The organism is Mycobacterium sp. E2497, from assembly GCF_001668695.1.
Lineage (GTDB): Bacteria > Actinomycetota > Actinomycetes > Mycobacteriales > Mycobacteriaceae > Mycobacterium.
The window spans coordinates 1-21,448 of sequence record NZ_LZKD01000003.1; the positions used below are offsets into that span (position 1 = coordinate 1).

At 69.3% G+C, this 21,448-nt stretch carries 21 protein-coding genes and 1 pseudogene; 14 read left to right on the forward strand and 8 right to left on the reverse strand.

Annotated features, from left to right (window positions below; translation table 11 throughout):
* Window positions 1-843, reverse strand: an 843-nt coding sequence (locus tag A5713_RS00135; protein ID WP_197516255.1) for an AI-2E family transporter, incomplete at its 3' end; no start/stop codon positions are given.
* A 307-nt stretch (window positions 844-1,150) separates the two neighbouring features.
* On the opposite strand from A5713_RS00135, the gene A5713_RS00140 reads away from it, so the two are divergent.
* The 8 genes from A5713_RS00140 (at window position 1,151) to A5713_RS00175 (ending at window position 8,538) form a co-directional block, all read left to right on the forward strand.
* On the forward strand, window positions 1,151-1,906 hold the full coding sequence (locus A5713_RS00140; RefSeq protein ID WP_067928204.1) for a dienelactone hydrolase family protein: 756 nt from the start codon (window positions 1,151-1,153) through the stop codon (window positions 1,904-1,906).
* 11 nt (window positions 1,907-1,917) lie between these two features.
* Window positions 1,918-2,193, forward strand: a complete 276-nt coding sequence (locus A5713_RS00145) for a DUF6295 family protein (RefSeq protein WP_067928202.1) — start codon at window positions 1,918-1,920, stop codon at window positions 2,191-2,193.
* Window positions 2,194-2,216: 23 nt separating this feature from the next.
* Entirely contained in the window at window positions 2,217-2,963 is a 747-nt protein-coding gene (locus tag A5713_RS00150) for a DUF427 domain-containing protein (protein WP_068091272.1), read from the forward strand.
* Window positions 2,964-3,338: 375 nt separating this feature from the next.
* Window positions 3,339-4,403: a YncE family protein gene (locus tag A5713_RS00155; RefSeq protein ID WP_067928200.1), complete on the forward strand. Its 1,065-nt coding sequence runs from the start codon at window positions 3,339-3,341 to the stop codon at window positions 4,401-4,403.
* A gap of 148 nt (window positions 4,404-4,551) precedes the next feature.
* On the forward strand, window positions 4,552-6,183 hold the full coding sequence (locus tag A5713_RS00160) for a long-chain fatty acid--CoA ligase (protein WP_068091242.1): 1,632 nt from the start codon (window positions 4,552-4,554) through the stop codon (window positions 6,181-6,183).
* 80 nt (window positions 6,184-6,263) lie between these two features.
* A complete protein-coding gene (locus A5713_RS00165; protein ID WP_067928195.1) occupies window positions 6,264-6,734 on the forward strand; it encodes an SRPBCC family protein in 471 nt (156 codons plus the stop codon).
* Between the two features lie 19 nt (window positions 6,735-6,753).
* Window positions 6,754-7,638, forward strand: a complete 885-nt coding sequence (locus tag A5713_RS00170; RefSeq protein ID WP_068091245.1) for a class II glutamine amidotransferase — start codon at window positions 6,754-6,756, stop codon at window positions 7,636-7,638.
* Between the two features lie 30 nt (window positions 7,639-7,668).
* Window positions 7,669-8,538 carry a patatin-like phospholipase family protein gene (locus tag A5713_RS00175; RefSeq protein ID WP_068091248.1) on the forward strand — a complete coding sequence of 290 codons (870 nt, stop codon included), beginning with the start codon at window positions 7,669-7,671 and terminating at the stop codon, window positions 8,536-8,538.
* Between the two features lie 33 nt (window positions 8,539-8,571).
* Here the strand turns inward: A5713_RS00175 and A5713_RS00180 are convergent, their stop codons facing one another.
* Complete coding sequence (locus A5713_RS00180) at window positions 8,572-9,666, reverse strand: patatin-like phospholipase family protein (protein WP_156751681.1); 1,095 nt, start codon at window positions 9,664-9,666, stop codon at window positions 8,572-8,574.
* 92 nt (window positions 9,667-9,758) lie between these two features.
* Window positions 9,759-10,202 (reverse strand): lipoprotein LpqV, encoded by a 444-nt coding sequence (locus A5713_RS00185; RefSeq protein ID WP_156751682.1) that lies wholly within the window; start codon window positions 10,200-10,202, stop codon window positions 9,759-9,761.
* Window positions 10,203-10,315: 113 nt separating this feature from the next.
* Here A5713_RS00185 and A5713_RS00190 point away from each other — a divergent pair, with 113 nt between their 5' ends.
* Window positions 10,316-10,921 (forward strand): cysteine dioxygenase family protein, encoded by a 606-nt coding sequence (locus A5713_RS00190; RefSeq protein ID WP_231980190.1) that lies wholly within the window; start codon window positions 10,316-10,318, stop codon window positions 10,919-10,921.
* On the forward strand, window positions 10,921-11,370 hold the full coding sequence (locus tag A5713_RS00195; protein WP_068091251.1) for a rhodanese-like domain-containing protein: 450 nt from the start codon (window positions 10,921-10,923) through the stop codon (window positions 11,368-11,370). Before A5713_RS00190 ends, A5713_RS00195 begins: the two co-directional genes overlap by 1 nt.
* Here the strand turns inward: A5713_RS00195 and A5713_RS00200 are convergent, their stop codons facing one another.
* The 3 genes from A5713_RS00200 to A5713_RS00210 are packed head-to-tail and all read right to left on the reverse strand — an operon-like array spanning window position 11,371 to window position 15,003.
* On the reverse strand, window positions 11,371-13,137 hold the full coding sequence (locus A5713_RS00200; protein ID WP_068091254.1) for an alpha/beta-hydrolase family protein: 1,767 nt from the start codon (window positions 13,135-13,137) through the stop codon (window positions 11,371-11,373).
* 7 nt (window positions 13,138-13,144) lie between these two features.
* Window positions 13,145-13,936 carry an enoyl-CoA hydratase gene (locus tag A5713_RS00205; RefSeq protein WP_068091255.1) on the reverse strand — a complete coding sequence of 264 codons (792 nt, stop codon included), beginning with the start codon at window positions 13,934-13,936 and terminating at the stop codon, window positions 13,145-13,147.
* Window positions 13,937-13,950: 14 nt separating this feature from the next.
* Window positions 13,951-15,003 carry an enoyl-CoA hydratase/isomerase family protein gene (locus A5713_RS00210; protein WP_068091257.1) on the reverse strand — a complete coding sequence of 351 codons (1,053 nt, stop codon included), beginning with the start codon at window positions 15,001-15,003 and terminating at the stop codon, window positions 13,951-13,953.
* Window positions 15,004-15,192: 189 nt separating this feature from the next.
* On the opposite strand from A5713_RS00210, the gene A5713_RS00215 reads away from it, so the two are divergent.
* The gene (locus tag A5713_RS00215) at window positions 15,193-16,044 is read left to right on the forward strand and encodes a Bax inhibitor-1/YccA family protein (protein WP_067928173.1); all 852 of its coding nucleotides are present in this window, start codon (window positions 15,193-15,195) and stop codon (window positions 16,042-16,044) included.
* 143 nt (window positions 16,045-16,187) lie between these two features.
* Here the strand turns inward: A5713_RS00215 and A5713_RS00220 are convergent, their stop codons facing one another.
* Both A5713_RS00220 and A5713_RS00225 read right to left on the reverse strand, forming a co-directional pair.
* Window positions 16,188-17,405: an acetyl-CoA C-acetyltransferase gene (locus A5713_RS00220; protein ID WP_067928170.1), complete on the reverse strand. Its 1,218-nt coding sequence runs from the start codon at window positions 17,403-17,405 to the stop codon at window positions 16,188-16,190.
* Window positions 17,406-17,494: 89 nt separating this feature from the next.
* Entirely contained in the window at window positions 17,495-18,457 is a 963-nt protein-coding gene (locus tag A5713_RS00225) for an SGNH/GDSL hydrolase family protein (protein ID WP_102420134.1), read from the reverse strand.
* A 243-nt stretch (window positions 18,458-18,700) separates the two neighbouring features.
* Here A5713_RS00225 and A5713_RS00230 point away from each other — a divergent pair, with 243 nt between their 5' ends.
* The 3 genes and pseudogenes from A5713_RS00230 to A5713_RS28875 all read left to right on the forward strand — a co-directional run.
* On the forward strand, window positions 18,701-19,768 hold the full coding sequence (locus A5713_RS00230; RefSeq protein WP_068091261.1) for an alpha/beta hydrolase fold domain-containing protein: 1,068 nt from the start codon (window positions 18,701-18,703) through the stop codon (window positions 19,766-19,768).
* A 69-nt stretch (window positions 19,769-19,837) separates the two neighbouring features.
* Window positions 19,838-21,244, forward strand: coding sequence for a cystathionine beta-synthase (locus A5713_RS00235; protein WP_068091265.1), 1,407 nt, complete (start codon window positions 19,838-19,840; stop codon window positions 21,242-21,244).
* Between the two features lie 78 nt (window positions 21,245-21,322).
* A pseudogene (locus tag A5713_RS28875) lies at window positions 21,323-21,448 on the forward strand (RDD family protein); the annotation flags it as partial.

Below are 21,448 nucleotides of genomic sequence, written 5' to 3' on the forward strand. Positions count from 1 at the left end.
CGTGGAGCCGTAGGGAAAAAGGTCCAAGACGGCGACCACGACACCCAGCAGGACCGCGTAGGGGACATCGAGCAGGACACACCACACGAACGTGGCGAACCCCGCGATGACCGACGTCAGCACGTTCCCGAAGAGATAGGCGCCGAACTTCGCCACCACTTCGTCGCCGATCAGGATGGCGCGCGGCCGACGGGAATTGGGCATGAGCCGGTAGAAGCCGGCCCGGATCCGGCGCATGTCGGCCAGGAAGTAGATGGTCAGCATCGCCACGATGCCGATGTGGGACAGGACACCGAACACCTCCGACCCGGTTCTGATGATCCCCGCGAAGGTGAAGCGGCCGGACCCGTTGACCATCTCGGTGATCCGCTGTTGCAGATGGACGCGCTCGTCGAGCCTGCCGATGAGCGACGAGCGGTCTTGGATGTGCTGCAGATAATGCGGCAGTTGCTCGACGAGCTGGCGTGCCTCCTGCACCAGCGGGGGAATGGTCGCGGCCACTGTCCCTGCGATGAGGGCGAACACGAGAGTCACCACGACCGTCACCGCCGCCCACCTCGGCAGCTTGTGGTTGACCAGCCACGACACGGCGGTCTCGAGCCCGAGCGCGAAAAACATGGCCACACCGATCAAGACCAGCACCGACGACATCGACCCGAGAACGCGGACCGCCCCATAGGTCACTGCCACGCCGGCCGCGGCGGTCATTCCCATGACGAAAGGGGAACGCCGGTCGAACCGCTCGCCGCGCCGGCCGAAGCGATGTTCCTCGGAACGCAACCGGGCGGCCCGCTGTTCGGCTTCGACGATCACACCCTCGTCGTCGCGGTGCGGCCGACCCACCAGCCGGTGATGGCCCTGTTCTGCGGCATGGCTTCGCGGCTCTCGATGTTCAGCGCTGTCAACCACGTGCGGTGCCCCATTCGTCAGCGCGGCCAGTTCCTGCTCGGCGTCCCCTACAGCGTGACGTCCACCCGGGGTGGCGGGGTCGCACGACACGCGAGTTGCGGGCCGGCGCCGGGCCCGGGGGAGAACACGAATCGCCCGGGCGCCCGGGTGTTCCGATACGTTGGTGTCCGGCGGGGCGGCCCGACCGGCCGCACGCGCTCCGTCCGGTTGCGGCCCAGCCGGCGAGCCCGGAAGGTTTGCGATGAACGCGCTCAGCCCCGACGCCATTCGGGCGGAAACCATCACGATCACCGGCCACGGCGGCGACGAGATCGAGGCATACCGTGCCTCACCCCTAGCCGAAGGGACGCGCGGGGGAGTCGTGTGGATCCACCACATGCCCGGCTACGACCGCGAGACCAAGGAATTCGTCCGGCGGCTGGCCGTCAGCGGTTACCACGCCGTGGCCCCCAACCTCTATTCGCGTGAGGCGCCGGGCGCGTCGCCCGACGACGCGGCGGCGGCGGCGCGGGCCGCCGGCGGGGTGCCCGACGAGCGGCTGGTCGGCGACGTCGCGGGCGCGGTCGAGCACCTGCGTTCGCTGCCGGGCGCCAACGGGAAGTTCGGTGTGATCGGCCACTGCTCGGGTGGGCGACACGCGTACCTGGCGGCGTGTTCGCTGCCGTTCGACGCGGCGGTGGACTGCTACGGCGCCTTCATCGTCGAGGATCCACCCGAGGGCATGCCCAAGGCGATGAAGCCGATACTGCAGTTGGCGCCGCATCTGAGCTGTCCGATGCTGGGCCTGTTCGGGCTCGACGACCGATTCCCGGCTCCGGCCGCGGTGGCCGCACTGGACGAGGCATTGAGCCGGTTCGACAAGCCGCACGAGTTTCACTCCTACGAGGGCGCGGGCCACTCGTTCTTCTCCGTCGACCGGCCCGCCTACCGGCCGGTGGCGGCGGTCGACGGCTGGCGGCGCATCGACGACTTCTTCGCCACCCACCTGAAAGGCTAGGTACGCCCGTCATGTGCACTCATCTCACCGAACACGTCGCGATCGACGGCAGCGGCAAGGGCGCCACCGGGTGGTTCGGCGCCAGCCGCGCGACGGTGTATGTCGATCACCCGGTCCACGCGCCCTACGGCCACACCGTCAACATCGACGTGCTCAACCCGCAGCTGGGGCCGTCGGCGCGGGTGGCGCTGGAGCTCACCGAGGAAAGCGCCCTGGCGCTGGCCGACGCCATCCGGGCGGCGATCGCCCACGCGCCGGCCGGCCTGGCCGCCAAGGATCAGACGTGACCGCCGATCGTGACTACCCCCAGATGGCCGCCATGCGCGGCAGGGTCGAACCCGCGCCGCGCCGGGTGCGCGGTTATCTGGGCGACGCGCTGGTCTTCGACACCACCGCCGCCCGCTATGTGTGGGAGGTCCCCTACTACCCGCAGTACTACATCCCGTTGACCGATGTCCGCGCGGAGTTCCTGCGCGACGAGGACCATCCGCAGAAGGTGCAGTTCGGTCCGTCGCGGCTGCACTCCTTGCAGGGCGCCGGTGCGACTTACCCGTCCGCCGCGCGGGTGTTCGACGCCGACGGTGGCGGCCCGGTGGCCGGGACCGTGCGATTCGAATGGGAATCGTTGCGCTGGTTCGAGGAAGACGAGCCGATCTACGGCCATCCGCGCAATCCCTACTCGCGGGTGGATGCGCTACGCTCACACCGGCATGTTCGTGTGGAGTTGGACGGAATGATCTTGGCGGACACCAGTTCTCCTGTGCTGCTATTCGAAACAGGTTTGCCGACAAGGTATTACATCGATCCAACGGATGTCGCCTTCGAGCATCTGGAACCCAGCGCGACACAGACGCTGTGCCCGTACAAAGGCGTGACGTCGGGCTACTGGTCGGTGCGTTCCGGTGGTGTCGTGCACCCGGACCTGGCCTGGACGTACCACTACCCGTTGCCCGCGGTGGGCCAGATCGCCGGTCTGGTGGCGTTTTACAACGAAAAGCTCGACATCTTCGTCGACGGTGCCGCCTTGGCCAGGCCGCAGACCCAGTTCAGCCAGTGAAGGCCTGTGATCTTCCCCTCCCCGGGAAGTGAACGCTGAGAGTTTCTTAACGTGGATGGCCTCAGGGCGCTGACCGGGAACGTTAGCGGTGAAAGCGAAATACCCCGGATGCGCGTTTGCGTCAGTTTCGCTACGGGTAAGCGACTGCGATACAGCGTAATTGAAAGCCTGAGCAGAACCTGAGTGCGGGGAGTGACGTAGCTAACGTCGGGGGATTTTCGAACCGTTTGACGCGAATTTTGGCCGGTAGACTCGCAAAACCAGTCGCGTCGGCGCCTTTTGGGTGCTGAGATCCTGCGGGATCCGGAGGCCGAATTGTCGCGCAAGTCCCGGCGACTTCGCCCCGCGCCGACAACACAGCAAAGGCGGTACAGCGTGAGCGCTTCGACCGGCCGCAAGGCCTTCCCGGATGACCGGGTGTTCCAATTCGACGACACTTCGATCGTCGCAATTCCGGTGCGAAACGGTCCGATCAGCGACATCGGCATCAGCCCCGACGGCAGCCGGCTGGTCGTGGCCAACCACGGCCGCGACACGGTCTCCATCGTCGACACCGATGCCCGCCTCGTGGTGCAAACCCTCGCCCTGGACGAGCCGTTCGCGGTCGCCCTGAGCGGCGGCGACGCCCCGCGCGCCTACATCAGCACCGCAACCCCGTCCTATGACTCCGTCACCGTCGTCGACGTCGCGTCGAACGCGCGCATCGCGACGCATCCGCTGGCCCACAGCGTGAGCGACCTCGCCGTGAGCGCCGACGGAAGGTTCGTCTACGCCGGCCGGAACCACGCCCGCGGTGCCGACGTCGTGGTCGTGGACACCGCCACCGACGAGACCGAGGTGATCGACCTGGCCGGCGCGGCGGGTGTCACCGCGGACTGCGTGCGCCTCAGCCCCGACGGCGCTCAGCTTTATGCCGCCACCAACGGGCCCTCCGGCGGCGAACTGGTCGTCATCGAGACCGGCGCACCCTCCGACGGCGGCTCCCGCATCGTCGGGGCCTACGAGCTGGGTCTGCCCATCCGCGACGTCGCGCTCAGCAGCGACGGCAGCACCGCCTACGTTGCCAGTTGCGGCCCGGTGGTCGGCGCGGTGCTCGACGTCGTCGACACCCGGGCCCGCGACATCACCGGGACGCGCAAGCTCAGCGAGCTCGCCGGTCCGCTCACCCGCCTGGCGCTCAGTCGTGACGGGCGCCACGCTTACCTGGTCAGCGACGAGCATGTCGCCGTCGTGTGCACAAGCACCCACGACGTCGTCGGTGACATCGGGGTGGCGAGGCACCCGTCCTGCGTGGTCGAAAGCCCCGACGGCAGATACCTCTACATCGCCGGCCACTCTGGCGTCGTCACCGTCGTGCCGATCGCCGCCGGCGGCGGGCCGGAGGAGGCGTCGACCACCCGGCTGCCCGTGGCGGTGCCGCGGGAACCCGTGCTCGCCTAGGGAAATTGCGCACCGGTCGCCGGGCCCGGGCTTAGGGTGGAGGCTGCCGGCGGCCAGGCGTTGCCGGCCCCGGGACGCGGCCAGCACCACGCGTTCCGCAGGGTTGACATCAGGCGACGCTGCGCCTCGATCCAAAGGCGGTATCTCGATGGACAGCACGATGCAGGACTTTCCGTTGACGATCACCGCGATCATGCGGCACGGCTGCGGTATCCACGGTGCGCGTACCGTCGCCACCGCCACCGGTGCGGGCTACCGGCGAATCACCTACCGTGAGCTGGGTCAAGATGCCGCTCGGCTGGCGAACGGTCTGCGACGCCTGGGCGTCACCGGGGACCAGCGGGTGGCGACGTTCATGTGGAACAACGCCGAACACCTGGCGACCTACCTGGCGGTGCCGTCGATGGGTGCCGTGTTGCACACCCTGAACATCCGCCTCTTCGCCGAGCAGATCGCCTATGTCGCCAACGAGGCCGAAGACCAGGTGGTGCTGGTCGACGCGTCGCTGACCAAGTTGCTCGCCCCGGTGCTGGGCGACCTCAAGACCGTGCACACCGTGATCGTGGTCGGGGAGGGCGACACCGCCGCGGTCGAGGGATCGGGCAAGGCCGTGCTGCGGTATGCCGACGTGCTCGACGGCGAGTCCCCCGACTTCGAATGGCCGGAGCTCGACGAGAAGTCCGCGGCCGCAATGTGTTACACGAGTGGTACCACCGGAAACCCCAAAGGCGTTGTCTACAGCCATCGCTCGAGCTACTTACACACCATGGCGGCCTGCACCACCAACGGCATCGGCGTGGGATCCGTCGACAGCGTGCTGCCGATCGTGCCGATGTTCCACGCCAACGCGTGGGGGCTGCCCTACGCGGCGCTGATGGCCGGCGCCGACCTGGTATTGCCCGACTGCCACCTCGACGCGCGGTCGCTGATCCGCACGGTGGAGGACCTGCGGCCAACCGTGGCGGGTGCGGTGCCCACGATCTGGAACGACGTCCTGCACCGCCTGGAGGAAGAACCCGGCCACGACATGTCGTCGCTGCGGCTGGTGGTCTGCGGAGGATCGGCCGTTCCGGTGTCGCTGATGCGCACCTTCGAGGAGAACCATGGCGTGCAGATCCGGCAGCTGTGGGGCATGACGGAAACCTCGCCGATGGCCACCATGGCGTGGCCGCCGCCGGGAACGCCCGCCGACCGGCACTGGGCGTTCCGCGCGACGCAGGGCCAGCCGGTCTGCGGCGTGGAAATGCGGATCGTCGACGACGACGGCCGCCCGCTGCCCAACGACGGTGCCGCCGTGGGCGAGGTGGAAGTCCGCGGCCCGTGGATCGCCGGCTCCTACTACCTCACCGCCGACGACTCGAAGTTCGACTCCGGCTGGCTGCGCACCGGTGACGTGGGGCGGATCGACGAGCAGGGATTCGTGACGCTGACCGACCGGGCCAAGGACGTGATCAAGTCCGGCGGCGAGTGGATCTCCTCGGTCGAGTTGGAGAACGGCTTGATCGGGCACCCGCATGTGGTCGAGGCCGCGGTGGTCGGCGTGCCCGACGAGCGGTGGCAGGAACGGCCGCTGGCCGTCGTCGTGGCCAAGGAGGGCACCACGGTCAGCGCCGAGGATCTGCGAAAGTTCCTGGCGGAGAAGGTGGTTCGGTGGTGGCTGCCCGAACGGTGGGCGTTCGTCGACGAGATTCCGCGCACCAGCGTGGGCAAGTACGACAAGAAGGCCATCCGGGCGCGCTACGCCGAGCACGGCTACTGGGTGGTCGAGGCCCGCGACTGAGCGCGGGCCGCGACTGCTCACGAATAGGGTCGGCCTGTTCGGTGTATTCGAGATTCACCAGCCCTGCGGAAGGATCCCCGATGACCCAGCCCCTCGTCGTCGAGCAATCGCGCGTGGTGCCCGTCGCGCAGGACGCGGCGTTCCACGGCACGCTGCCCGTCTCCCTTCCGGAGATCTTCGGCCGCTGGTACGGCCCGATCCCGCCGATCAGGGAGGTGCGGGACCAGACCGGCGACTGGGACACCGCGGGCCGGAGCCGCACGATCATGTTGGTCGGCGGTAGCGCGCGGGAAGACCTGACCAGTGTCGACGCGCCGCGATCGTTCGGTTACCGGCTCACCGGAATCCACGGGCCGATGGCGCTCCTGGTCGGTTCGGTCACCGGCGAGTGGACCTTCACCCCGGCCGGCGACGGCACCGAGATCACCTGGCGCTGGACCATTTACCCCAAGTCGCCGCTGTCCGCGCCGGGCCTGCCACTGTTCGGGATGCTGTGGAAGCGCTACGCGCGGCGAGCGTTACAGGACCTCGCCCAGGTGCTGACCCGCTGAAGCTGGGTACCGTGCCGGTATGTGCCGACTATTCGGGCTGCACGCCGGGACGGACGTATGCACCGCGACCTTCTGGTTGCTGGGCGCCCCCGACAGCCTCGCCCAACAGAGCAGGAGGAATCCGGACGGGACCGGCCTGGGGGTCTTCGACGATCGGGGCCGGCCGCAGCTGGACAAGCAGCCCATGGCGGCCTGGGAGGACGCCGCGTTCGCCACCGAAGCGCACGAGCTGACCGGCACCACGTTCATCGCGCATGTGCGTTACGCGACGACCGGTTCGCTCGACGTCCGCAACACCCACCCGTTCCTGCAGGACGGCCGGATTTTCGCGCACAACGGCGTCCTGGAGGGCCTGGACATCCTCGAGGAGCGGCTGCGCGCGGTCGGCATCGACGAACTGGTCCTGGGCGACACCGATTCCGAGCGGGTGTTCGCGTTGGTCACCGCCTCGATCCGGGCGCTCGACGGTGACGTGACCGCGGGTCTGGTCGATGCTATGACATGGCTTGCGGCCAATGTGCCGATCTATGCGGTCAACATGCTGCTGAGCACGGCCACCGACATGTGGGCGCTGCGGTACCCGGACACCCATGAGCTCTACGTCCTGGACCGGTCCGGCGAGGCCCCCGCCCAAGCCCCGAAATTCGACATGCGCACCAAGCGAATCAACGCGCGATCGGAACACCTGTGCACCCGCCCGTCGGTGGTGTTCGCCACCGAACGCATGGACGACGACCCCCGCTGGCGTCTGCTCGAGCCCGGTGAGCTGGTCCACGTCGACGCCGGCCTGCATGTCGAGCGCACGGTGATCCTGCCCCACCCGCCCGCGCATCAGCTCCGCCGGGCCGAACTGAGCGCGCCGGTCCACGACGCGCAACACGCGGTGCCGAGCGTTCAGAGTTAGCCCGATGCCGGCCTGGCAGAGTGGGTGGGCATGGCAACCAGACGGGCGCTTGTGCTGGCGGGCGGTGGGATAGCGGGAATTGCCTGGGAGACAGGTGTTTTGCGTGGCATCGCCGACGATTCGCCCGCGGCGGCCGGGCTGTTGCTGGATTCGGACGTGCTGGTGGGGACCTCGGCCGGCTCGACGGTCGCCGCGCAGATCGGCAGTGGGAGCACGCTCGACGCGCTGTTCGGCCGGCAGGTCGCCGAAGCGTCGGCCGAGATCGATTCCGGGGTGGACGTCGACACCATCACCGGGATGTTCCTGGCGGCCCTGGCGGAGCCCTACGCCGACGGGTCGGACAAGACGCGGCAGCAGCTGCAGCGGATCGGTGCGGTGGCGCTGGCGGCCGAAACCGTTCCGCCACCGCTGCGCCGGCAGGTCATCGCCCAGCGCCTGCCGTCGCACGACTGGCCCGACCGGACGCTGCGGATCACCGCCATCGACGTAAGCACCGGCGAATTGGTCGTCTTCGATCGCGAGTCCGGCGTCGACCTCGTCGACGCGGTGGCGGCCAGCTGCGCGGTGCCCGGCGCATGGCCGCCGGTGGCGATCGGGGGCCGACGCTACATGGACGGCGGCGTCGCCAGCTCGGTCAACCTCGGCGTGGCCGGTGATTGCGACGCGGCGGTTGTCTTGGTGCCCTCGGGCGCGGACGCGCCCTCGCCGTTCGGCGCCGGGCCTGCCGCGGAGATCTCTGCCTTTCCCGGCGCAACGTTCGCGGTGTTCGCCGACCCGGGCTCGGTGGCGGCCTTCGGACCCAATCCGCTGGACCCGAAGTGCCGCGTCACCTCGGCCCTGGCCGGACGCGAACAGGGCCGCCGCGAAGCCCCGGCCCTCGCGCGGTTCCTCGGCGTCTGATCGAGCCGGGGATCGTTTGCGGCAGAAGAATTTTCAGTCTTCGGCTGCGGGGGGCGCGGCGCGGTCGGCCTCGAACGCGTCCAGGGCCTCGTCCGCCAGTGCCCGGCCGACGGTGATGACCTCGGCCGCCCGGTGGAATTCCAGGCCCCGGCAGATCGATCGCGGAACCTCGATCAACAGGTCGGGCGGGTAGACCGCCAGCGTGTGGCGCGCCAGCGCGGCCTGCGCGATGTCGATCGTCCGGTTCATCACCTCGAAACTGCCCAGCTTCGGGACTTCGGTTGTGGTGTCGGACAATTCGCCGGCCGGATCATCCCCGGCGGCGGCCTCGGCGGCCTCGGCGGCCTCGGCGACGTCGGCGTCGTCCGGCCAGGCGTCGGCTTCCGCGGGGGACACCCCGAATCTGGCAAGCACCGCGCGCGCGGTCGGCCGGTCGAGCAGCGACCGGGCCGCGGAGGTGTCGAGCAGCGAGGAAGTGCTGCGCACCATGCGGTTCAGCCAGTCGGCGGTCGCGCCGGCCTCCCCCTCACGGTTGGCGATCGCCTCACTGCCGGACAGGCTCACCGCGATGGTCACGTCCGCGTTGACCGCCGAGAGGGGTGCCATCGGCAGCGGGTCCAGGATTCCGCCGTCGGCCAGCAGGCGCCCGTCGAGTTCGTGGGGCGCGATCACGCCCGGTATGGCGATGGAGGCGCGGATCGCCGCGTCGACGGGGCCGCGCTGAAACCACACCGACTTGCCGGCCAAGAGGTCGGTCGCCACGGCGGTGAAGGGGATCGGCAGCTGCTCGATGGCGACCGGGCCGAGAATGTCGCGCACCGCGTCCAGGATCTTCTCGGCCCGCATCACCCCGGCCGCGCTGATCGAGAAGTCCAGCAGCCGCAGGATGGTGCGCTGCGTCAGGGACTTCGCCCACTCGGCGAACTCGTCGCGGCGCCCGGCCGCCTCCAAACCGCCGACCAGTGCGCCCATCGACGAGCCCGCGATGCCCACGATCTCGTACTCCCGGGCGCGCAGCGCCTCGATCACCCCGATGTGGGCGTAGCCGCGGGCCCCGCCGCTGCCCAGCGCCAACGCCACCCGCGTCGGTGATCGGCGCACGCCACCACCGCCCGTTCCATCCGGCATTCCTTCATTCTGCGCGGCGGAGCCGGCCGGCACACCGGTCGGGCCGTCACTTTAGGTACCCGTGAATTCAATCGCGCACGGGTTCGAACGGGCTAGCCGCATTCGTCGTTGGCGGCGGCGCGCGCGGCGGTGATCACGGCCGCCTGCCGGGCCGGCGCCAGATCCGCCCAGCGGGCGTTCCAGCTGCCCGCGGTGCCCGAGGGCGCGGCCTGGACCATCGCCAGATAGGGCTCGAACAGCGACTGATCGGTCCTGGGCTGGGCGTCCATCCACACTTTGGCGGCGTGACAGGCCTGGTAATACTCCTCCTCGGTCGAATTCGCGGGGACGTCGACTCTGGTCGTCACGCCGGAGGGGGAGAGCCCGACGGCGCCCGGCGGCGCCGCGTCGGGGCTACCCGGCACGCCCGCCGGCCGCCCCGGCAGGGAGGCCGGGGTGCGGCTCGGGGTGCCGGCCGAGCACGCTGTGCCCGCGAACACAGCGGCCGCCACGACGAGCGTGCCCCACAGCCGGGGCCGGTGACCGCACCAGCGCACCGACCCAATCTATGCAACACTGGCGGCCGTGATGGAGCGCTTCGGATTTTGCGAGTGTTGTCGGCGGTAACACGCCGCCGCCTGTCCGATCCCGTTTTCCCTGGAGCTCCACGATGTCACTGCCCCTGGCGAGTCCTGTGTCCCTCGCCGCGCCGGCCGCGTTGCGCCCGCGCACCTTCTCGTCCCCGTCCGCGTCCCCGTCGCCGGGCCCGACCCGGTTGCGCGTGCCCGACCTGCTGCACGCCACCGACCGGGCCGCCGACGACGTGCTGAGCGGGCGCTGCGACCACCTGCTGCCGCCGGGCGGGATACCGGAGTCGCGGCGCTGGTTCACCCGCATCCACGGTGACGACGAGCTGGACGTCTGGCTGATCAGCTGGGTTCCCGGCCATCACACCGAACTGCACGATCACGGCGGCTCCCTGGGCGCGTTGACGGTGGTGTCCGGGTCGCTCACCGAATTCCGTTGGGACGGCCGCGTTCTGCGCCAGCGCCGACTGGACGCCGGCGATCAGGCCGGGTTCCCACTGGGCTGGGTGCACGACGTGGTGTGGGCGCCCCGGCCCGTGGCCGTGTCCGTCTCGGGTCCGGTGCGGCCCTCGCTGAGCGTGCATGCCTACTCACCGCCGCTGACCGCGATGTCCTACTACGAGGTCACCGGCCGAAACCGGTTGCGCCGCCAGCGCACCGAACTGACCGATCAACCGGAAGGACCGTGATGAGCCGCATCGACGTCGTGTTGAGATCCGCCCGCCGCCGCTTTCGCCGCCTTCCCGCCGCCGAAGTGCCGGACGCGCTGCGGCGCGGGGCGGTGCTCGTCGACATCCGGCCGCAGGCACAGCGTTTCCGCGAGGGTGAGATCCCCGGCGCCCTGGTGATCGAACGCAACGTCCTGGAGTGGCGCTGCGACCCGACCAGTGAGGCCAGGCTGCCCGAGGCCGTCGGCGACGACGTCGAGTGGGTCATCGTGTGCTCGGAGGGCTACACCTCCAGCCTCGCGGCGGCCGCGCTGCTGGACATCGGCCTGCACCGCGCCACCGACGTCGTCGGCGGCTACCACGCGCTCGCGGGAGCCGGTGTGCTCGAACAGCTTTCGGGTGCCGCCCCGCTCGACGCCGTCCCGGGAGTGCTCGCCAACTCCGGCACCCCGGGTCGCCGCTGGCTCTAGCTACCCGGTGGAGGTGGCGTCCGAATGGAGCAGTGGCCGCAGCCTGTCGGTCTTCTCCTGCGTCCATCCGGGCGGTGACAGCACCGCCGCCCAGCCGTCGGCCGCGTCGGCCACGTAGTGGTGGCCGTGCCCCTGGGGTACCTCGACCGCCACCGCCATGTCGGCCGTGACTTGCAGGAACGTCACCACTGGGATCCAGCGCGTCTCGGGCAGCACGTCGTAGCCCCGCCGCTCCCGCAGCCAGTCGGGCTGGCTGAACAGCAGGTCGGGGGACCACCAGGCGATCGGATCCGAGGCGTGTTGCAGATAGACCACCCGGGGGTGGTCCCACGGGACGTTCGGGCGGCCCAAATCGGTTGGGCGAGCCACGAACCGGACGTTCTTGCCGTCGTTGTACACCGGCAGCCACTCCGGGGACCCGGCATCGCGCGTCGACGTCAGGTCGGTCCAGATGGTGTTCTGAAAGGTCGGTCCGCTGAACAGGGCGCCGTCGGTGCGGGCGAGGACGTTGTTGAGGCTCATGAACGGCGCCTCGCCGCCGAACGATCCCAGGCTTTCGCCGAACACGACGAGCTTGGGGCGTTGCGCCTCCGGCATCTGGCGGATCAGGCGGTCAACGGCCTCGAACAGCGCCTGCCCGGCGTGGCGGGCGTTCTCCTTGTCCACCAGGAAGGACAGCCAGCTCGGCAGGAACGAGTACTGCATGCTGACGATCGCGGAGTTGCCGTTGTACATGTACTCGAGCGCGTCGGCCTCCGCCTCGTTGATCCAGCCGGTGCCGGTGGTTGTCGCGACGGCGACGACGGCGCGCTGCAGTCCGCCGGTGCGCTGCAGCTCCCGCGCGGCGAGTTCGGCGGTCGCCGTGATCCCGTCCGCCGAGTTCAGCCCGGCGTAGGCCCGGATCGGTTCGGTCGCGGGTGTGCCGTTGAAGGCGGAGAGTTGGGCGACCGTGGGCCCGGCTTCCACGAAGATGCGGCCTTGGTGGCCAAGGGATTCCCACGACGCCAGCGACTCGGGGCCGCCGGAGCGCAGTGGGGTCTTCGGCGGCGCGGTGTCGGGATTCATCTCGTTGTTCGCCGAGGCGAAGGTGTTGTTCATGGTGCGCATGGCGGACTTGAGCACGACACCGTTGAGCAAGGTGATGGTGAGGACCACCAGCAGCGCCACCACGATGGTCGCCGACAGCCGGAACGGCGCGATCCGGTCGACCTGCCCGACCAGGAACCGGACCAGCCACCGGATGAACTGGCCGATTTCGACCAGGGTGAACAGCACCACCAGCGACAGGCCCGCGGCCACCGGGTAGTCGTACCACTGCAGGTGGGCGACGCCCATCAGGTCGCGCACGTTGTCCTGCCACACGTGGAACCAGACGGCCATCAGCACCATGCCCAGCGCACCGATCGGGATCAGCACCTTCCACGCCCAGCGCGGCGGCGGGGGGCTGTGATCCATGGCGCCCATGTAGCGCACCAGCCATACGGCGAAGACGCCCAGCCCGTAGCCGATGGCGCCGGAGATCCCGCTGACCAGCCCCTGAAACAGCGCACCGCGCGGCAGCAGCGACGGCGTCAGAGAGAACCAGATGAAGACGAGACCGACCGTGGTGCCGGTGAATGTGTAGTGGCGGACCCACCAAGGCTTTTCGGTCCACCGGGGGCCGCGAGCCGCCGGGCGGGCTTCGGGTGTGGCTTCCGGAGCTGCGCCCGGTTCGGCCTCCTCGGTGACGGCCGTCGGATTGTTCGTCGCGTGGCCCGGCTCGCTCATCGCAGGCTTACCGGTGGGTGAAGTTCGGAGTGCGCTTCTCGACGAAGGCTGCCATGCCTTCCGTCTGGTCCTCGGTCGCGAAGGTCGAGTGGAACAGCCGGCGTTCGTAGAGAAGTCCTTCAGACAGTGTCGATTCGAACGCGCGGTTGACGGCCTCCTTGGCCATCCGGGACGCCGAGCGGGACATCTGTGAAATCGTGGTGGCGACGGCCTTGGCCTCGGCCAGCAGGTCGTCGGCCGGCACCACGCGCGAAACCAGGCCGCTGCGTTCGGCTTCGGCGGCGTCGATGGTGCGCCCGGTCAGGATGAGATCCATGGCCTTGGCTTTGCCGATGGCGCGGGTCAGGCGCTGTGAGCCGCCCATGCCGGGCAGGACGCCGAGTTTGATCTCCGGCTGCCCGAACTTCGCTGTGTCGGCGGCGATCAGCACGTCGCACATCATGGCGAGCTCACAGCCGCCTCCGAGCGCGTGCCCGGCCACCGCGGCGATGGTCGGGGTCCGCACGGCGGCCAGCTTGGCCCAGGGGGCGAAGAAATCGGCGTCGAACGCGTCGGCGAATGTCAGCGCGGCCATCTCCTTGATGTCGGCGCCGGCGGCGAACGCCTTGGCCGACCCGGTGATGATGATCGCGCCGATGCCGGGATCGTTGTCGAAATACATTGCCGCGCTGGTCACTTCGTTCATCACCTGGGTGTTCAGCGCGTTCAGCGCCTTGGGCCGGTTCAGGGTGATGGTGCCCACCCGGCCGTCGCGCTCGACCAGGATGGTCTCGTAGTTCCCGGGGGAGGTGTCAGTCATCGCAAATCGCCTTTCTAGAAACGCAAGTCGTCGTCGACGGGTTTGAAGTACGCCTCGACATCGGCCCGGGTCACCTGGGCCAGCGAGGACGGCGACCACTTCGGGTTGCGGTCTTTGTCGATCAGCTGCGCCCGGATGCCCTCCACCAGATCGTGTGATCGCAGCGACGCCGACGAGACCCGATAGTCCTGAACCAGAACGTCTTTGACCGTCTGCAGGTCGGCGGCGCGGCGGACGGCCTCCAGGGTCACCGACAACGAGATCGGCGAGCGGGTGCCGATCAGGTCGGCGGCATCGTCAGCCGGTCCGGCGTCATGGCCGCGCAGGCTGGCGACGATGTCTTCGACCGTGTCACCGGCGTAGCATTCGTCGATCCAATCACGTTGTGCGGCAAGGCTGCTCGGCGGGGGCTCGACGGCATGCTCGGCAAGCGCGCTCTGCACGCCGTCGGCGATGATCGCCCGGGTGAACGCCCCGAGGTCGTCGTGCGGCACGTAGTGGTCGGCGAATCCCATGGCGATGGCGTCGGCTCCGGAAAACGGAGCTCCCGTCAGCGCGGCATGCAGGCCCAGCCCGCCGGGCGCCCGGGACAGCAGGAACATCCCGCCGACGTCGGGAACGAATCCGATGCCGACCTCCGGCATCGCGATCTTGGAGGTGTCGGTCACGACGCGGGTGTTCGCGTGCGCGCTGACCCCCACGCCGCCGCCCATCACGATGCCGTCCATCAGCGCCACGTAAGGCTTGGCGAAATCGGCGATCTGGGCGTTGAGCAGGTATTCGTCCCGCCAGAACCGCCGCGCCTCGACCCCGTCCTTGCGGGCACTGTGATAGATGGAGACGACGTCGCCACCTGCGCACAGCCCGCGCTCGCCGGCACCGGAGAGCACCACCGCGCCCACCGCGTCGTTCTTCGCCCAGTCGGCGAGCACGGCGCTCAGCGCGTCCACCATCGGTTGGTTGAGCGAGTTGATCGCCTTGGGGCGGTTGAGCGTGATCAGACCGACGTTGCCGTCGATGTGGGTCAGAACCTCATCGAATCCGTCGGTCACGCCCTGGCCTCCCATCGCCGGTCCACCCTCGACGAAAAATCTAGATCGTGACGACCGGCGCGATCCCCGCGGGTAAGGGTTATCTTTAACGCGACCACGGCAGCAAATGCCCCGAGGCCTGGCCAGGTCGACTGGGAACCCGGAGCGGGCGCTGCGCGTTGAGAGTGTGTTCGCACAGCTCGAGCCAATAGAGAGGATCCGACGGTGCGGGAGACAAGCAACCCGGTATTTCGTTCGCTGCCCAAGCAGCGAGGCGGATACGCGCAATTCGGTACGGGCGCGGCCCCCATGCAGGGCTATGGAGCCGACCCCTACGCGGCCCCCTACCAAGCTCCCTACCAGGAGGCCAGGGCTTCGCGTCCGCTGACCATCGACGACGTCGTCACCAAGACCGGCATCACGCTGGCGGTGCTGGCGGTGTCCGCCGTGGTCTCCTACTTCCTGGTGGCGTCCAACCTCGCGCTGGCGATGCCGCTGACCATGGTCGGCGCGCTCGGCGGCCTCGGGCTGGTGCTGGTCGCGACCTTCGGCCGCAAACAGGACAGCCCGGCGATCGTGCTCAGCTACGCCGTCCTCGAAGGCCTCTTCCTGGGCGCCATCTCGTTCGTCTTCGCGAACTTCTCGGTCTCGCACGCCAACGCGGGTGCGCTGATCGGGGAGGCCGTGCTGGGCACCTTCGGGGTGTTCTTCGGCATGCTCGTCGTCTACAAGACGGGCGCGATCCGGGTGACACCCAAGTTCACCCGGATGCTGGTTGCCGCGATGTTCGGCGTCCTGGCCTTGATGCTCGGCAACTTCGTGCTCGCGATGTTCCACGTCAACGGCGGTACGGGCCTGGGCCTGCGCAGCGGCGGAACGGTGGCGATCATCTTCTCGCTGGTGTGCATCGCGATCGCGGCGTTCAGCTTCCTGATCGACTTCGACGCGGCCGACCAGATGGTGCGCGCCGGTGCGCCGGAGAAGGCGGCCTGGGGCATCGCCCTCGGCCTGACCGTGACCCTGGTCTGGCTGTACATCGAGATCCTGCGTCTGCTGAGTTACCTGCAGAACGACTAGTTCTGTTCAACGAAAAGACCGGCACGCCGATCGGCGTGCCGGTCTTTTCGTGTGTGCGCTGGCGTCGAGTGTGCGCTGCGGGCGGACCCGCTCGGCGTGTCGCCGCCATGGGCGCACGCTCGACAGCTAGCTCCGGCGAGGCGTCAGCTGAGCCGCTCGATGATCATCGCCATGCCCTGCCCGCCGCCGACGCACATGGTCTCCAGGCCGAACGTCTTGTCGTGGGTCTGCAGGTTGTTGATCAGCGTGGTGGCGATGCGCGCGCCGGTCATGCCGAACGGGTGGCCCAGCGCGATCGCCCCGCCGGACACGTTCAGCTTGTCCTCGTCCATGCCCAGCTCGCGCGCCGAGCCCAGCACCTGAACCGCGAAGGCCTCGTTGATCTCGTACAGGTCGATGTCGTTGATCGACATCCCCGCCCGGGCGAGCGCTTTCTTGCAGGCCTCGATCGGGCCCAGGCCCATGATCTCCGGTGACAGACCGCTGACCCCGGTCGACACGATGCGCGCCAGCGGGGTCAGGCCCAGTTCCTTGGCCTTGGTGTCGCTGGTGATCACCAGCGCGGCCGCGCCGTCGTTCAGGGGGCAGGCGTTGCCGGCGGTCACGGTGCCGTTGGGCCGAAAGACCGGCTTGAGTTCGGAGACCTTCTCGTAGGTGGTTCCGGCGCGGGGGCCGTCATCGGTACTGACGGTGCTGCCGTCGGGCAGGGTCACCGGGGAGATCTCGCGCTCGAAGAAGCCGCTCTTGATCGCCTCCTCGGCGCGGTTCTGGCTGCGCACGCCCCAGTGGTCCTGGTCTTCGCGGCTGATGCCCGTCATGATGGCGACGTTCTCCGCGGTCTGACCCATCGCGATGTAGACGTCGGGCAGGTTGCCGTCGGCGCGGGGGTCGTGCCACTCGTCGGCGCCGGCCGCCGCGGCCTGCGAACGCTCCTGCGCCTCGTCGAACAGCGGGTTCTTGGTGTCGGGCCACGAGTCGGAGTTGCCCTTACCGAAGCGGGAGACGGTCTCGACGCCCGCGGAGATGAAGGCGTCGCCCTCGCCGGCCTTGATCGCGTGGAAGGCCATCCGGGTGGTCTGCAGCGATGACGAGCAATACCGGTTGACGGTGGTGCCGGGCAGGAAGTCGTAGCCGAGCTCGACGGCGACGACGCGGGCCATGTTGAAGCCGGATTCGCCGCCCGGCAGGCCACAGCCCAGGATGAGGTCGTCGATCTGATGAGGGTTGAGCGCGGGCACCTTGTCCAGCGCGGCCCGCACCATCTGGGCGGCCAGGTCGTCGGGCCGCATGGAGACCAGCGACCCCTTCATCGCGCGGCCGATCGGCGAGCGGGCGGTTGAGACAATGACGGCTTCAGGCATGACGGTTCCCTTCAAATCCCTTCCGGATTCCGACGAGCTCGCTATCTGAAAAACGGGTGGTGGCTCCACGCCGACGGGCTAGCTCGAATCTAGTCGGTGCCCACCAGGGGGTACGACGACGGGGCGGGTCCCGGCACGGGGCGCCGCCAGAGCCGCGACATCACGCTGGTTCGGGTGTGGCGCTGGCCGAGGACCGGCTCGGTCGTCGATGCCGCCAGGTCCATCGGCGGTATGTCGACCTTCTCGCCCAGCGCCTCGCACAGCGCGCGCAGCAGCGCGTCGGCCGCGATCGCGTATGCCGGGGCGGACGGGTGGAAGCCGTCCGGGGAGAACATCACGTGGGGCGTGGACCGGAACTGCGGGGTCATCAGCTGGCCCAGCGGTACCGGCATGCCGCCGGCGGACCGCACCGCCGCGGCTTGGGCACGCGCAAGTTGGGAACAACGCTCGTGCGCGAGCGAACGCAGCGGCTGGGGGATGGCGGTGATCACCCCGAGATCCGGACAGGTGCCGGCGATCACCACGGCGCCGCGGGCGCGCAGTTTGCGAACGCTCAACCCGAGCCGCTGGGCTGACTGGCTGACGCCGTTGAGGGCGGTCACGTCGTTGGCGCCGACCATGATGACCGCCGCGTCGGGCGGCGCCCCCGCCACGAACATCGCATCCACTTGGCCGCAAACGCCTTTCGACGTGGCGCCGACGATGGCCTTGGTGCTCAGCCGGATCCGCTTGCCGGTCTGCTCGGCGAGGCCCCGCGCGATGCGCACCCCCGGCACTTCCTCGGCGCTGATGCACCCGTAGCCGGCGGCCGTCGAGTCGCCGAAGATCATCAGGCTCAGGTCGAAGGGCACGCCGCGGTGCCACCGCTGCACCGGCCCGCCGCCGCGGGTGTACACGCCGTCGGCGCGCGGGGGGATGTCCCACGCCTTGGGAATGACGGTGCGCGCGTGCGTCGCCTGGCCGACGAGCAGGTTTCGCGCCCCCAGGTAGGCAGTTCCCGTCGAGGCGAGTGCACCCGCTGTGGCCAGAGCGATCGCCGAACGACGTGGCAGCCGCATGGTCACGGAAGCCAGTTTAGTTCGGCTCGCTTGTTTGCGGGGTCGGCTGACCAACAATCCGGTCACGGCGGGAAACGAATTGGTATCGAATCGGGCTTTTCCGACGTTGTCGTAGAAAATGCCTGTCACCCTGATCCCCAGGGGTTGGCTGAGCGCCTCGAGCAAACGGCTGAACCAGACGCTTGGCCGCCTCGTCACACGCTGTATCGCACTACAAAGGCGTAGGAAGTGTTGAGCATGAGCGCACCCGGCAAGGTATCCGGCTGGCCTCAGAATGCCGTACGCCCCCACGACGTGCTGAGGGCCCGCAGGGCCAAGACCCGCAAGTTCGCGATGAGCGACGGCACGCCGGTCGAGGTCCTCGAATCCGGGCCCAGCGTTGCCGCGCGGGTGGCCAACCTGACGTCGCGGATCACCGTCCGGCCGGTGCTGTCCGTCGGCAGCCATGTGCCGAACTTCCCCTGGCCCTGGGGCCTCATCGACCTGGCCGCCCGGGCGGTGCTGCCGGTGTCGGCCACCGTCCGCGAAACGGTGAAGCTGCCCAATGCCTCGGCGCAGTTGGTGCGCGCACCCGGCGTGCTGCCGGCCGACGGCACCCGCCGGGTGGTCGTCTACTTCCACGGCGGCGCCTTCTTGACGTGCGGGGCGAACTCCCACGGCCGGCTGGTGGAAGCGCTGTCGAACTTCGCCGACGCACCCGTCCTGGTGGTCAATTACCGGCTGCTGCCCAAGCACTCGATCGGGATGGCCCTCGACGATTGCCACGACGGCTACCAATGGCTGCGGCTGCGGGGATACCAGCCGGATCAGATCGTGCTCGCCGGCGACTCCGCGGGCGGTTACCTGGCGCTCGCGCTCGCGCAACGCCTCCAGGAGGAAGACGAGGAACCCGCCGCCCTCGTGATGATCTCGCCGCTATTGCAGCTGGCCAAGGAATACAAGCAGGCGCACCCCAACATCGACACCGACGCGATGTTCTCCGCCCGGGCGTTCGACGCGCTCGCCGAGCTGGTCGCCAGCGCGGCGCGGAAGCGCACGATCGCCGGCAAACCCGAAGAGGTCTACGAGCCGCTGGAGCACATCAAACCGGGCCTGCCGCGGACCCTGATCCACGTCTCGGGCTCCGAGGTGCTGCTGCACGACGCGCGGCTGGCGGCGAGCCGGTTGGCGGCGGTCGGCGTGCCGGCCGAGGTGCGGGTGTGGCCCGGCCAGATTCACGACTTTCAGCTGGCGGCACCGGTGGTGCCGGAGGCGGCCCGGTCGCTTCGCCAGATCGGCGACTACATCCGCGAGGCCACCGGCTAGCGCAACCGCCGTGGGCGCCGAGGGGAAGCACGTCGTGCACCCCCGAGGGGTGCCTGAGACGATGAACGCATGCGGATTGCCCAGCACATCAGTGAGCTCATCGGCGGCACGCCGCTGGTAAGCCTGAACTCCGTCGTCCCCGAGGGCGCCGGGACCGTGGCGGCCAAAGTCGAGTACCTCAACCCCGGGGGGAGCTCGAAGGACCGGATCGCGGTGCGGATGATCGACGCCGCCGAAGCGGGCGGACTCCTGAAGCCGGGCGGCACCATCGTCGAACCCACGTCCGGCAACACCGGCGTCGGGCTTGCGCTGGTGGCTCAGCAGCGCGGCTACAAATGCGTGTTCGTCTGCCCCGACAAGGTCGGCGAGGACAAGCGCAACGTGCTGCTCGCCTACGGCGCCGAGGTGGTCGTCTGCCCGACCGCGGTGCCGCCCGAGCACCCGGACAGCTACTACAGCGTCTCCGACCGGCTGACCCGCGAAATCGACGGTGCGTGGAAGCCCGACCAGTACGCCAACCCGGAGGGCCCGGCCAGCCACTACGCCACCACCGGCCCGGAGATCTGGGCCGACACCGACGGCAAGGTCACCCACTTCGTTGCCGGCATCGGCACCGGCGGCACCATCACCGGCGCCGGACGCTACCTGAAGGAAGTGTCCGGCGGAGCGGTGCGCATCATCGGCGCGGACCCCGAGGGGTCGGTGTATTCCGGCGGCACCGGCCGCCCCTACCTGGTCGAGGGCGTCGGCGAGGATTTCTGGCCGGACGCGTACGACCGAACGGTGCCCGACCAGATCATCGCGGTGTCCGACTCGGACTCGTTCAACATGACCAGGCGGCTGGCCCGCGAGGAGGCGATGCTGGTCGGGGGGTCGTGCGGGATGGCGGTGGTGGCCGCGCTCAAGGTCGCCGAGGAGGCCGGGCCCGACGCGCTCGTCGTGGTCCTGCTGCCCGACGGCGGGCGCGGGTACATGGCGAAGATCTTCAACGACGCCTGGATGTCGTCGTACGGGTTCCTGCGCAGCCGTCTCGACGGGTCGACCGAGCAGGCCAGGGTGGGCGACGTGCTGCGCCGCAAATCGGGCGAGCTGCCCGACCTGGTTCACACCCATCCGTCCGAGACCGTGCGCGACGCCATCGGCATCCTGCGCGAGTACGGGGTGTCCCAGATGCCCGTGGTCGGCGCCGAGCCGCCGGTAATGGCCGGAGAGGTGGCGGGCAGCGTCTCCGAGCGCGAACTCCTGTCCGCGGTCTTCGAGGGCCGCGCCAAACTGGCCGACGCCGTTTCGTTGCACATGAGCCCGCCGCTGCCGATGATCGGCGCGGGGGAGCTGGTCAGTGCGGCCGGCAAGGCGCTGCGCGACTGGGACGCGTTGATGGTGGTCGAGGAGGGCAAACCGGTCGGGGTGATCACCCGATACGACCTGCTGGGCTTCCTCTCGGAGGCGCCTCGTGGACCAGCGGGGCGTCGCTAGCGAGTCTCGCCCGGCCGCCGCGCGCTCAGGTACTGTAATGCGGCCTGGCTCAGCTGGTCCGTAGTGGAAGGGGTGCCCATGACCGATCAACCGCCGCCCGGCGGCACAAATCCGCCACCTCCCCCGTCGCCCGAGTCAACCGGTGGGCAGGAAACCCCGCCCCCTCCGTCCGCACCTACCGGCGGTGCCGACCCGCCCCCGCCG